We start from the raw sequence: 13,509 nt of genomic DNA, 5'->3' as shown, positions 1-13,509 counted from the left end.
GTGGCTTAAGGCAACCGGCGGCTGTTCACGTTGAACGGTCGCTTAACTGGAGAGAGGCAGTGGAAAGAGCGGAAAAGCTCGAGTTCGTCACGGAGCTTCACGAGACCTTCAAGGCCTCGGGTGCTGTCGTGGTGGCTCGCTATGTCGGTCTCACCGTCGCGCAGATGAACGATCTTCGTTCGAAGATGCGCGCGCAGGGAGCCACCGTCAAAGTCGCGAAGAACCGTCTTGCCAAGATCGCTCTTCAAGGCACCGACGCCGAACCGATCGCTGGACTTTTCGAAGGCCAGACACTGATCGCTTATTCTAGCGATCCGATCGCGGCGCCGAAGGTCGCCAACGATTACGCCAAGGGGAACGACAAGCTCGTCATCCTCGGCGGCTCGATGGGTAAGACCACCCTCGATGCGGACGGAGTGCGGGCACTTGCCACGCTTCCGTCGCTCGACGAACTGCGCGGCAAATTGCTCGGCATGCTTCAAACGCCAGCAACCCGCATCGCATCCGTCGTCGCCGCGCCAGCTTCGCAGCTGGCTCGCGTGTTCGCGGCATATGCCAAGAAGGACGAAGCGGCCTGAGGCTAAGTTCCTCGCTGCATTCAATTGTTCGAACCTGAAAGGAAAATCACATGGCTGATCTGGCAAAGATCGTTGAAGAGCTGTCGACCCTGACCGTCCTCGAGGCGGCCGAACTGTCGAAGCTGCTTGAAGAAAAGTGGGGCGTCTCCGCCGCTGCTCCAGTCGCCGTCGCGGCTGCCGGTGGTGGTGGTGCGGCTGCCGAGGCAGTCGAAGAGAAGACCGAGTTCGACGTGATCCTGACTTCTGCCGGCGCGCAGAAGATCAACGTCATCAAGGAAGTCCGCGCGATCACCGCTCTTGGCCTCAAGGAAGCCAAGGACCTGGTCGACGGCGCTCCGAAGCCTGTCAAGGAAGGCGTCAACAAGGAAGAAGCCGCCAAGATCAAGGACCAGCTCGAGAAGGCTGGTGCAACGGTCGAAATCAAGTAATCGCAGGGGTAACCCCCCGGCGTTTGCTGACGACAATGGGAGGCGGGACGGCATTTTGCCGTTCCGCTTTCCGCGCTAGCGCCCTGTCCGCCTTTTGGCCCGGGTATGAGCGCGACGCGAACGACCGTTACCGTGTGACAGCGGATACCGGACCTTCGCAGGAAGATGTGACGCGGGCGCGACGCCCGGGTGCGGGTTTCTCGACGACCAAGGGTCGTGTGGAGACTCGGGCTGGCAGTCCCTTTCCTTGAAAGAGGGTGCCCGAATACAAGTCGATGCTCAGAGGCCCGATCGCGGTGGGCTACTCGGGGCGTCCCTCTTTCGAGGAGAGGGACAGTGGTGTTCAGCCCTTTGGTCAAGGGCGCAGTCGAGATGAAGGAGCGACAATGTCTCAGACGACAACGTTCAGCGGTCGCAGGCGTGTGCGCAAGTTCTTCGGGTCCATCCCCGAGGTCGCCGAAATGCCGAACCTGATCGAGGTCCAGAAGGCCTCCTACGATCAGTTCCTGCTGGTGGACGAGCCGGAAGGCGGGCGGCCCGACGAGGGTCTGCAGGCTGTCTTCAAGTCCGTGTTCCCGATCTCCGACTTCTCCGGCCAGTCGATGCTGGAATTCGTCAAGTACGAGTTCGAGGCGCCGAAGTTCGACGTCGACGAGTGCCGTCAGCGCGACATGACGTTTGCGGCGCCGCTCAAGGTGACGCTGCGCCTGATCGTGTTCGATATCGACCCGGACACCCAGTCCAAGTCGATCAAGGACATCAAGGAGCAGGACGTCTACATGGGCGACATGCCCCTGATGACCTCCAACGGCACCTTCATCGTCAACGGCACCGAGCGCGTCATCGTCTCGCAGATGCACCGGTCGCCGGGCGTGTTCTTCGACCACGACAAGGGCAAGAGCCATTCCTCGGGCAAGCTGCTGTTTGCTGCCCGCATCATCCCGTACCGCGGCTCCTGGCTCGACATCGAGTTCGATGCCAAGGACGTCGTGTTCGCGCGCATCGATCGCCGTCGCAAGATCCCTGTCTCGTCGCTGCTGATGGCGCTGGGCATGGACGGCGAGGAGATCCTCTCGACCTTCTACGACATCATCAAGTTCGAGAAGGACAAGGAGGGCTGGCGCGTGCCGTTCTCGGTCGAGCGCGTGCGCGGCCAGAAGGCCGTCACCGACATGGTCGACGCCGACACCGGTGAAGTGCTGGTCGAGGCCGGCAAAAAGGTCACGGCGCGCCAGGCTCGCCAGATGAAGGAGAAGGGCGTCGTTGCCCTGCGTGCCACCGAGGAAGAGCTCTGGGGCAACTACCTCGCCGAGGATATCGTCAACTACCAGACGGGCGAGGTCTACCTCGAAGCCGGCGACGAGATCGACGAGAAGAGCCTCAAGATCCTCATCGACGGCGGCCATGAAGAGATCGCCGTCCTCGACATCGATCACGTCACCGTCGGCGCCTACATCCGCTCGACGCTGGCCATCGACAAGAACGAGGGCCGTCAGGACGCGCTGTTCGACATCTACCGCGTCATGCGTCCGGGCGAGCCGCCGACCATGGACACGGCGGAAGCCATGTTCAACTCGCTGTTCTTCGACAAGGAGCGCTACGACCTTTCGGCCGTCGGCCGCGTCAAGATGAACATGCGTCTCGACGTCGACGCCGAGGACACCGTGCGCGTGCTGCGCAAGGAGGACATCCTCGCCGTCATCAAGACGCTGGTGAACCTGCGCGACGGCAAGGGCGAGATCGACGACATCGACAACCTCGGCAACCGCCGGGTTCGCTCGGTCGGCGAGCTGATGGAGAACCAGTACCGCGTCGGCCTGCTCCGCATGGAGCGCGCCATCAAGGAGCGCATGTCCTCGGTCGAGATCGACACGGTCATGCCGCAGGACCTGATCAACGCCAAGCCGGCGGCTGCGGCCGTGCGCGAGTTCTTCGGATCCTCGCAGCTCTCGCAGTTCATGGATCAGACCAACCCGCTGTCGGAGATCACCCACAAGCGTCGTCTCTCGGCCCTTGGACCCGGTGGTCTGACCCGCGAGCGCGCCGGCTTCGAAGTGCGCGACGTGCACCCGACGCATTACGGCCGCATCTGCCCGATCGAGACGCCGGAAGGCCCGAACATCGGTCTGATCAACTCGCTGGCGACGTTTGCGCGCGTCAACAAGTATGGCTTCATCGAGAGCCCGTACCGGAAGGTCATCGACAAGATCGTCACTCACGAGGTCGTCTATCTGTCGGCCATGGAAGAGGCCAAGCATCACGTCGCCCAGGCGAACGCGGCGCTGACCGACGACATGCGCTTTGCCGACGAGTTCGTGGTCTGCCGTCATTCGGGCGACGTCTTCATGACCCCGCGCGACAGCGTCGACCTGATGGACGTCTCGCCGAAGCAGCTGGTGTCGGTTGCGGCCGCGTTGATCCCGTTCCTCGAGAACGACGACGCGAACCGCGCCCTCATGGGCTCGAACATGCAGCGTCAGGCCGTGCCGCTGGTGCGGGCCGAGGCGCCGTTCGTCGGCACCGGCATGGAGCCGATCGTCGCCCGTGACTCGGGCGCCGCGATCGGTGCCCGCCGGACCGGTATCGTCGACCAGGTGGATGCGACCCGCGTCGTCATCCGCGCGACGGAAGATCTCGAACTCGGCAAGACCGGCGTCGACATCTACCGACTGATGAAGTTCCAGCGCTCGAACCAGAACACCTGCATCAACCAGCGTCCGCTGGTCTCGGTGGGTGATAGGGTGCAGAAGGGCGACATCATCGCCGACGGTCCGTCGACCGATCTCGGTGATCTCGCCCTCGGCCGGAACGTGCTCGTCGCGTTCATGCCGTGGAACGGCTACAACTACGAGGACTCCATCCTCCTCTCCGAGCGCATCGTCGCCGACGACGTCTTCACCTCGATCCACATCGAGGAGTTCGAGGTCATGGCGCGCGATACCAAGCTCGGTCCTGAGGAAATCACCCGCGACATTCCGAACGTGTCGGAAGAGGCTCTGAAGAACCTCGACGAAGCGGGCATCGTCTACATCGGTGCGGAAGTTGCGCCGGGAGACATCCTCGTCGGCAAGATCACGCCGAAGGGCGAAAGCCCGATGACGCCGGAAGAGAAGCTTCTGCGCGCCATCTTCGGCGAGAAGGCGTCGGACGTCCGCGACACCTCCAACCGCATGCCGCCCGGCACCTACGGTACCGTGGTGGAAGTGCGCGTGTTCAACCGTCATGGCGTCGAGAAGGACGAGCGCGCCATGGCGATCGAGCGCGAGGAGATCGAGCGTCTCGCCAAGGACCGCGACGACGAGCAGGCGATCCTCGACCGTAACGTCTACGGCCGTCTGATCGACATGCTCGACGGCGTCGTCGCCGTGGCCGGCCCGAAGGGCTTCAAGAAGGGCGCCACGGTCAACCCGGACCTGATGCGCGAATATCCCCGCTCGCAGTGGTGGATGTTCGCCGTAGAGGACGAGCGGATCCAGGGCGAGCTCGAGGCGCTTCGCGGCCAGTACGACGAGTCCAAGAAGACCCTCGAAGGGCGCTTCATGGACAAGGTCGAGAAGGTGCAGCGCGGCGACGAACTGCCGCCCGGCGTCATGAAGCAGGTCAAGGTCTTCGTCGCCGTGAAGCGCAAGATCCAGCCGGGCGACAAGATGGCCGGCCGTCACGGCAACAAGGGTGTGGTCTCCCGCATCCTCGCGGTCGAGGACATGCCGTTCAACGAGGACGGCACGCATGTCGACATCGTGCTGAACCCGTTGGGCGTGCCCTCGCGCATGAACGTCGGACAGATCCTCGAGACGCATCTTGGCTGGGCCTGCGCGGGCATGGGCAAGAAGATCGGGGAGATGCTGGAGGTCTACCAGCAGTCGCTCGACGTGAAGCCGCTGCGCGACGAGATCGCCGAACTCCTCGGCGATAACGACCGCAATGAGAAGGTGAAGAACTACGACGACGCGTCGGTCCTGACGCTCGCCAAGCAGATGAAGCGCGGCGTCTCGATCGCGACGCCGGTCTTCGACGGCGCGGTGGAAGCCGACATCGTGCACATGCTGGAGAAGGCGGGGCTCAAGGGCTCTGGCCAGTCCACGCTGTACGACGGTCGTACCGGCGAGCCCTTCGATCGTCAGGTGACGGTCGGCTACATCTACATGCTGAAGCTGCACCATCTGGTGGACGACAAGATCCACGCCCGTTCGATCGGCCCGTACTCGCTGGTCACCCAGCAGCCGCTCGGCGGTAAGGCGCAGTTCGGCGGACAGCGCTTCGGCGAGATGGAGGTCTGGGCGCTCGAGGCCTATGGCGCAGCTTACACGCTGCAGGAAATGCTGACGGTGAAGTCGGACGACGTCGCCGGACGCACCAAGGTGTACGAGTCGATCGTCCGCGGCGACGATGCGTTCGAGTCGGGCATCCCCGAGAGCTTCAACGTTCTCGTCAAGGAAATGCGCTCGCTCGGCCTCGACGTCGATCTGGCCAACTCCGTCGAGCTGCCGTCGCTCGAACTGCCCGATGCGGCCGAATAGGCTGCGTCCAGCGGCCGAATAGGCCGCGACCCCGCCGCGCGCTTTCGCGGCCATGCTGGCGCCTTGCTTGAGGCGTCAGCTCGACGTTCCGGAATTAGTTGCTGCCGTTCACCCGGCGCAGTCGGGGCCATGCCGCCCCATTAGGAGAAAGCCCCATGAACCAAGAGGTTATGAACCTTTTCAATCCTCAGGTGCAGGCGCAGACCTTCGACTCGATCCGCATCTCGCTGGCCAGCCCCGAGAAGATCCTGTCCTGGTCCTTCGGCGAAATCAAAAAGCCGGAAACCATCAACTACCGGACGTTCAAGCCCGAGCGCGACGGCCTGTTCTGCGCCCGCATCTTTGGTCCGATCAAGGACTACGAGTGCCTGTGCGGTAAGTACAAGCGCATGAAGTACAAGGGCATCATCTGCGAGAAGTGCGGCGTCGAGGTCACTCTCTCGCGCGTGCGGCGCGAGCGCATGGGCCACATCGAGCTGGCCGCCCCGGTCGCCCATATCTGGTTCCTGAAGTCGCTGCCGTCGCGCATCGGCACGCTGCTCGACATGACCCTCAAAGACATCGAGCGGGTTCTCTACTTCGAGAACTACATCGTCACCGAGCCTGGCCTCACCGCGCTGAAGGAGCACCAGCTCCTGTCGGAAGAGGACTACATGATCGCCGTCGACGAGTACGGCGAGGATAGCTTCACCGCGCTGATCGGCGCAGAGGCGATCCAGGAACTGCTCGCCACGATGGACCTGGAGACGATCGCCGGCAACCTGCGTTCCGAGCTCGCCGAGACCACCTCGGAGCTCAAGACCAAGAAGCTGATGAAGCGTCTCAAGATCGTCGAGAACTTCATCGAATCCGGCAACAAGCCGGAGTGGATGATCATGCGCATCGTGCCGGTGATCCCGCCGGACCTTCGCCCGCTCGTCCCGCTGGACGGCGGCCGCTTTGCCACGTCTGATCTGAACGACCTCTACCGCCGCGTGATCAACCGCAACAACCGACTGAAGCGGCTGATCGAACTGCGCGCGCCGGGCATCATCATCCGCAACGAGAAGCGCATGCTTCAGGAAGCGGTGGATGCGCTGTTCGACAACGGTCGTCGCGGCCGCGTCATCACGGGTGCCAACAAGCGCCCGCTGAAGTCGCTGTCCGACATGCTGAAGGGCAAGCAGGGCCGGTTCCGCCAGAACCTTCTTGGCAAGCGCGTCGACTATTCCGGCCGTTCGGTCATCGTGACCGGCCCGGAGCTGAAGCTGCACCAGTGCGGCCTGCCGAAGAAGATGGCGCTCGAGCTGTTCAAGCCGTTCATCTATGCGCGCCTCGACGCCAAGGGCTTCTCCTCCACGGTGAAGCAGGCGAAGAAGCTCGTCGAGAAGGAGCGTCCGGAGGTCTGGGATATCCTCGACGAGGTGATCCGCGAGCATCCGGTGCTGCTCAACCGCGCGCCGACGCTGCATCGCCTGGGCATCCAGGCGTTCGAGCCGGTGCTGATCGAAGGCAAGGCGATTCAGCTGCATCCGCTGGTCTGCACGGCCTTCAACGCCGACTTCGACGGTGACCAGATGGCGGTGCACGTGCCGCTGTCGATCGAGGCGCAGCTCGAAGCCCGCGTCCTGATGATGTCGACCAACAACATCCTGCACCCCGCGAACGGCCAGCCGATCATCGTGCCGTCGCAGGACATGGTGCTGGGTCTCTACTACCTCTCGATCATGAACGAGAACGAGCCGGGCCAGGGCATGGCCTTCTCCGACATCGGCGAGCTCGAGCAGGCGATCTTCACCAAGACGGTGACGCTGGCCACGAAGATCCGTGGCCGCTTCAAGACCGTCGATGCCGAAGGCAAGCCGGTCTCGAAGATCTACGAGACGACCCCGGGCCGCATGCTCATCGGCCAGCTGCTGCCGAAGAACCACATGGTTCCCTTCGACATCTGCAACGAGCTGATGACCAAGAAGAACATCTCGCGGATGATCGACCAGGTCTACCGTCACTGCGGTCAGAAGGACACGGTGATCTTCTGCGACCGCATCATGCAGCTGGGCTTCAAGCACGCCTGCATGGCCGGCATCTCGTTCGGCAAGGACGACATGCTCATCCCGGAGACCAAGCCGCGGATGATCGAGGAGACGCAGACGCTGGCGAAGGAATTCGAGCAGCAGTACAATGACGGCCTGATCACTCAGGGCGAGAAGTACAACAAGGTCGTCGACGCCTGGGCAAAGTGCACGGACAAGATCGCCGAAGAGATGATGATCCGCATCAAGGCGATCGAGTTCAACGAGGACGGCCGTCAGAAGCCGATGAACTCGATCTACATGATGTCGCACTCCGGTGCGCGTGGCTCGCCGACGCAGATGCGCCAGCTCGCCGCGATGCGCGGCCTGATGACCAAGCCTTCGGGCGAGATCATCGAGACGCCGATCATCTCGAACTTCAAGGAGGGCCTCACGGTTCTCGAATACTTCAACTCGACCCACGGTGCCCGTAAGGGTCTCGCGGACACCGCGTTGAAGACGGCTAACTCGGGCTACCTGACGCGGCGTCTCGTCGACGTGGCGCAGGATTGCATCATCACGCAGACCGATTGCGGCACCGTGAACGGCCTGACGATGCAGCCCATCGTCGATGCCGGCCAGGTGGTCGCATCGATCGGCCAGCGGATCCTCGGCCGTACGGCCCTCGAGGACATCGTGCATCCGCTCACCGGCGAGGTCATCGTCAAGGGTGGCGTCACGATCGAGGAGCCGGACGTCGAGATCATCGAGAAGGCCTCGATCCAGTCGGTCAAGATCCGCTCGGCACTGACGTGTGAGATCCGGACCGGCATCTGCGCGATCTGCTACGGGCGCGATCTCGCCCGCGGCACGCCCGTCAACATGGGCGAGGCCGTCGGCGTCATCGCGGCGCAGTCGATCGGCGAGCCGGGCACCCAGCTCACCATGCGTACCTTCCACATGGGCGGTACGGCGCAGGTGGTCGATCAGTCGTTCCTCGAAGCCTCGTACGAAGGCACGGTGCAGATCCGCAACCGCAACGTCGTCCGCAACTCGGACGGTCGTCTGGTGGCGATGGGACGCAACATGGCGATCCTCATCCTCGACCCGACCGGCAAGGAACGCGCCTCGCACCGCGTCACCTACGGTAGCCGCGTCTTCGTCGACGACGGCGATCAGGTTCGCCGGGGCCAGCGTATCGCGGAGTGGGACCCCTACACCCGTCCGGTGCTCACCGAGACGGACGGTATCGTCGAGTTCGAGGATCTGGTCGAAGGCGTTTCCGTCTCCGAGCAGGCGGACGAGGCGACCGGCATCACCAAGCGTGCGGTCATCGACTGGCGGGCAAGCCCGCGCGGTCAGGACCTCAAGCCGGCGATGATCGTCCGCAACGAGGATGGCACCATCCTGAAGCTGGCCCGTGGTACGGACGCCCGCTACTTCCTCTCGGTGGACGCAATTCTGTCCGTCGAGCCGGGTTCGAAGGTTCGCGCCGGCGACGTGCTGTCGCGTATCCCGATGGAGAGCGCCAAGACCAAGGACATCACCGGTGGTCTGCCGCGCGTCGCCGAACTCTTCGAAGCCCGTCGTCCGAAGGACAACGCGGTCATCGCGGAGATCGACGGCACGGTGAAGTTCGGCCGCGACTACAAGAACAAGCGCCGGATCATCATCGAGCCGCACGAGGACGGCGTCGAGGCGGTCGAGTACCTGATCCCGAAGGGCAAGCCTTTCCATCTCCAGGAAGGCGACGTCATCGAGAAGGGCGACTACATCCTCGACGGCAATCCGGCACCGCACGACATTCTGGCGATCCGCGGCGTGGAGGCTCTCGCGAGCTATCTCGTCAACGAAATCCAGGAGGTCTACCGTCTGCAGGGCGTGTTGATCAACGACAAGCACATCGAGGTCATCGTCCGGCAGATGCTGCAGAAGGTCGAGATCATCGAGTCCGGCGACTCGGGTTACATCCCGGGCGACCATGTCGACCGGATCGAGCTCGCCGAGCTGAACGAGCAGCTGGAAGGCGAGGGCAAGCGGCCCGCGTCGGGTAACCCGGTCCTGCTCGGCATCACCAAGGCCTCGCTGCAGACGCCGTCCTTCATCTCGGCGGCATCGTTCCAGGAGACCACCCGTGTCCTCACCGAGGCGGCGGTTGCCGGCAAGACGGACACGCTGCAGGGCCTGAAGGAGAACGTCATCGTCGGCCGCCTCATCCCGGCGGGTACCGGTGGCATGATGACCCAGGTTCGCCGCATCGCGACGTCGCGCGACGACCTGATCATCGAGGACCGCCGCAAGGCGTCCGGCGCCAGCGCGGCCAAGGCCGACCGGATGCTGACCAGCCTGACCGACGCCGCCGAGTAACCGGCGACGTCCACGAGATGAGAGAGGCCGCTCGGGAAACCGGGCGGCCTTTTTCGTTGTTGACGGCGTCGTTGTCGGCCACTGGAGCCGGGGCAGGCTGGCTTTGGCGCTGCAGTCCGGCTCTGCAAGCTTTCGCCGGCGCAACGGCTTGCAGCGTCCATAGCGAGCCGGCAGGGGATGTCTGAGGTGAATCCACGGCGGACGTTTCCGAGTCCGTCATCATCCGGAGCGCCGCGTTAACCCAAGGTCCGATCGGACTTGACGAGCCCCGGTAGAATCGTTAGACACCGGCCAACAGAGCCGATGTGAAGCCGAATCTTCCCAAGGACGCCGCGTTCGGGAAAAGCGCTTCAAACAAGGCTTCGTTCAACGAGACGTCAAATCGCTGGCCGCATGACCTATTACCAGGTCCTCTGCATCGTTCCGGGCAGTTCGCATTAGCGAACTCATTGCCCGGTTTAGTGCATGTTGGGTTCTGCCCTCCGTGCCGGCAAGGCTTATCGTTATGAACCGGTATTTGAAAGAAGAGGTAAGGTTGGAATGCCGACCATCAACCAGCTGATCCGGAACCCTCGCGTTCGCCCCGTCGATCGCAATACGGTTCCTGCCCTCGAGGCCAACCCGCAGAAGCGCGGCGTTTGCACTCGTGTCTACACCACGACCCCCAAGAAGCCAAACTCGGCGCTTCGTAAGGTCGCCAAGGTCCGTCTGGTCAATGGCTTCGAAGTCATCGGCTACATCCCGGGCGAAGGTCATAACCTTCAGGAGCACTCCGTGGTCATGATCCGCGGCGGTCGCGTGAAGGATCTTCCCGGCGTGCGGTACCACATCATCCGCGGCGTGCTCGACACGCAGGGCGTCAAGGACCGCAAGCAGCGTCGTTCGAAGTACGGTGCCAAGCGTCCTAAGTAATAGCTCAACGGTTCAGGTCAGTTAGCCGGCCGCCAGAGATTGAGAGACCAGTAGATGTCCCGTCGTCACAGTGCAGAAAAGCGCGAAATCAACCCGGACCCGAAGTTCGGCGATCTCGTCGTCACCAAGTTCATGAATGCCGTCATGTACGACGGGAAGAAGTCGATCGCCGAGCGGATCGTCTATGGCGCGTTTGACGTCGTGACCGAGAAGAGCCGTCAGGAGGCCGTGTCGGTCTTCCATGCGGCGCTCGAGAACATCGCGCCGCATGTCGAGGTTCGTTCGCGCCGCGTCGGTGGTGCGACTTACCAGGTCCCGGTCGACGTTCGTCCGGAGCGCCGTCAGGCTCTGGCCATCCGTTGGCTGATCTCCGCCGCCCGCAAGCGGAACGAGACCACAATGGTCGATCGCCTGTCGGGCGAACTGATGGATGCCGCCAACAACCGTGGTACCGCGGTCAAGAAGCGCGAAGACACGCACCGCATGGCGGAAGCGAACCGCGCCTTCTCGCACTACCGCTGGTAACCCCGAAGACATTCGAAAGGTGAAGCCCCATGGCCCGCGAATACAAGATCGAGGACTACCGCAACTTCGGTATCATGGCGCACATCGACGCCGGCAAGACCACGACCACCGAGCGGATTCTCTTCTACACCGGCAAGTCCCACAAGATCGGCGAAGTGCACGACGGCGCCGCGACCATGGACTGGATGGAGCAGGAGCAGGAGCGGGGCATCACCATCACCTCCGCCGCGACGACCACCTACTGGGAAGGTCGCGACGGCAAGATGCGCCGGTTCAACATCATCGACACCCCTGGCCACGTCGACTTCACCATTGAAGTCGAGCGCTCGCTGCGCGTTCTCGACGGCGCCATCGCGCTGCTCGACGCCAATGCCGGCGTAGAGCCGCAGACCGAGACGGTCTGGCGCCAGGCCGACAAGTACCACGTGCCGCGGATGATGTTCGTCAACAAGATGGACAAGACCGGCGCGGACTTCTACCGCTGCGTCGACATGGTCAAGAGCCGCCTCGGCGCGCGTCCGATCGTCGTCCAGTTGCCTGTCGGCGCTGAGAACGAGTTCAAGGGCGTCATCGACCTGATCGAGATGAACGCCCTGATCTGGCGCGACGAGTCGCTCGGCGCAAAGTGGGACGTCGTCGAGATCCCGGCCGACATGGTCGAGAAGGCCAAGGAATACCGCGAGCTGATGATCGAGACCGCCGTCGAAGTCGACGAGGCCGCGATGGAAGCCTACCTCGAAGGCGTCATGCCGGATAACACGCAGCTGCGTGCGCTGATCCGCAAGGGCACCTGCGACGTCTGGTTCACGCCGATCTTCTGCGGTTCGGCCTTCAAGAACAAGGGCGTCCAGCCTCTGCTCGACGGCGTCGTCGAGTTCCTGCCGTCGCCGCTCGACGTGCCTGCGATCAAGGGCATCGACCCGAAGACCGAGGGCGAGATCGAGCGTCGCGCTTCGGACGACGAGCCGCTTTCGATGCTGGCCTTCAAGATCATGAACGACCCGTTCGTCGGTTCGCTCACCTTCTGCCGGATCTATTCGGGCAAGGTTTCCAAGGGAACCGCGCTGCAGAACACGGTCAAGGACAAGAAGGAGCGTCTCGGCCGCATGCTGCAGATGCACTCCAACTCGCGTGAAGACATCGAAGAGGCATTCGCGGGCGATATCGTCGCTCTCGCCGGCCTCAAGGACGTCACCACGGGTGACACGCTCTGCGATCCGCTGAAGCCGGTCATCCTGGAGCGGATGGAATTCCCCGAGCCGGTCATCGAGATCGCGATCGAGCCGAAGACCAAGGGTGACCAGGAGAAGATGGGCCTAGCGCTCAACCGCCTGGCTGCCGAGGATCCGTCGTTCCGCGTCAAGACCGACGAAGAGTCGGGCCAGACGATCATCGCTGGCATGGGCGAACTGCATCTCGACATCCTCGTCGACCGCATGCGGCGCGAGTACAAGGTCGAGGCGAACATCGGTGCGCCTCAGGTGGCTTACCGCGAGACGATCACCAAGGGTGCGGACGTCGACTACACCCATAAGAAGCAGACCGGTGGTACGGGCCAGTTCGCCCGCATCAAGATCCACATCGAGCCGGGCGAGCCGGGCACGGGTTTCGTGTTCGAATCCAAGGTTGTCGGTGGTTCGGTTCCGAAGGAATACGTGCCGGGTGTCCAGAAGGGTATCGCTTCGGTGATGACCTCGGGCCCGCTGGCCGGCTTCCCGATGGTCGACATCAAGGCCGAGCTCCTCGACGGTGCCTACCACGACGTCGACTCCTCGGTTCTCGCCTTCGAAATCGCCTCACGCGCCGGCTTCCGTGAAGCCATCGCCAAGGCAGCCGCCAAGCTGCTCGAGCCGGTGATGAAGGTCGAGGTCGTGACCCCCGAGGATTACGTCGGTGACGTGATCGGCGATCTGAACTCGCGTCGCGGTCAGATCCAGGGTACCGAGACCCGCGGCATTGCCACGGTGATCAACGCGATGGTTCCGCTGGCCAACATGTTCGGCTACGTCAACACGCTGCGGTCGATGTCGCAGGGCAGGGCGCAGTACACCATGTCCTTCGATCACTACGAGCAGGTTCCGAACCAGGTCGCAGAAGAAATCCAGAAGAAATTCGCTTAACGCGCCACCGCGAAGCGATCCTTGAACTGGACTGTTCGCAGTCCGACTAAAGACAATGGAGTGCCAAA

Annotated in this window: 7 protein-coding genes; all 7 read left to right on the top strand. The window is 63.0% G+C overall.

Annotation, left to right across the window (positions count from 1 at the left end; translation table 11 throughout):
- The first annotated feature begins 59 nt into the window (after positions 1–59).
- The 7 genes from rplJ (at position 60) to fusA (ending at position 13,441) form a co-directional block, all read left to right on the top strand.
- Complete coding sequence (gene rplJ / locus ACZL02_RS23975; protein WP_472933181.1) at positions 60–578, top strand: 50S ribosomal protein L10; 519 nt, start codon at positions 60–62, stop codon at positions 576–578.
- Positions 579–628: 50 nt separating this feature from the next.
- Positions 629–1,006, top strand: a complete 378-nt coding sequence (gene rplL / locus ACZL02_RS23970) for a 50S ribosomal protein L7/L12 (RefSeq protein WP_472937525.1) — start codon at positions 629–631, stop codon at positions 1,004–1,006.
- A gap of 386 nt (positions 1,007–1,392) precedes the next feature.
- Positions 1,393–5,526 (top strand): DNA-directed RNA polymerase subunit beta, encoded by a 4,134-nt coding sequence (rpoB, locus tag ACZL02_RS23965; protein WP_472937526.1) that lies wholly within the window; start codon positions 1,393–1,395, stop codon positions 5,524–5,526.
- A gap of 155 nt (positions 5,527–5,681) precedes the next feature.
- On the top strand, positions 5,682–9,884 hold the full coding sequence (gene rpoC / locus ACZL02_RS23960; protein ID WP_472937527.1) for a DNA-directed RNA polymerase subunit beta': 4,203 nt from the start codon (positions 5,682–5,684) through the stop codon (positions 9,882–9,884).
- Between the two features lie 540 nt (positions 9,885–10,424).
- Positions 10,425–10,796 (top strand): 30S ribosomal protein S12, encoded by a 372-nt coding sequence (rpsL, locus tag ACZL02_RS23955; protein ID WP_472933188.1) that lies wholly within the window; start codon positions 10,425–10,427, stop codon positions 10,794–10,796.
- Between the two features lie 54 nt (positions 10,797–10,850).
- Positions 10,851–11,321: a 30S ribosomal protein S7 gene (gene rpsG / locus ACZL02_RS23950; protein ID WP_472933190.1), complete on the top strand. Its 471-nt coding sequence runs from the start codon at positions 10,851–10,853 to the stop codon at positions 11,319–11,321.
- A 29-nt stretch (positions 11,322–11,350) separates the two neighbouring features.
- Positions 11,351–13,441 carry an elongation factor G gene (gene fusA / locus ACZL02_RS23945; protein ID WP_472937528.1) on the top strand — a complete coding sequence of 697 codons (2,091 nt, stop codon included), beginning with the start codon at positions 11,351–11,353 and terminating at the stop codon, positions 13,439–13,441.
- Positions 13,442–13,509 lie beyond the last annotated feature (68 nt).

Source organism: Mesocryomonas fontinalis (genome assembly GCF_055730125.2).
The sequence above is the reverse complement of the archived record's forward strand: the minus strand, read 5'-3'. Positions and strand labels throughout refer to the sequence as shown.

Coding starts and splice junctions, on each gene's coding strand:
- rplL (WP_472937525.1), top strand. CDS start 629: ATGGCTGATCTGGCAAAGATCGTTGAAGAGCTGTCGACCCTGACCGTC.
- rpoB (WP_472937526.1), top strand. CDS start 1,393: ATGTCTCAGACGACAACGTTCAGCGGTCGCAGGCGTGTGCGCAAGTTC.
- rpoC (WP_472937527.1), top strand. CDS start 5,682: ATGAACCAAGAGGTTATGAACCTTTTCAATCCTCAGGTGCAGGCGCAG.
- rpsL (WP_472933188.1), top strand. CDS start 10,425: ATGCCGACCATCAACCAGCTGATCCGGAACCCTCGCGTTCGCCCCGTC.
- rpsG (WP_472933190.1), top strand. CDS start 10,851: ATGTCCCGTCGTCACAGTGCAGAAAAGCGCGAAATCAACCCGGACCCG.
- fusA (WP_472937528.1), top strand. CDS start 11,351: ATGGCCCGCGAATACAAGATCGAGGACTACCGCAACTTCGGTATCATG.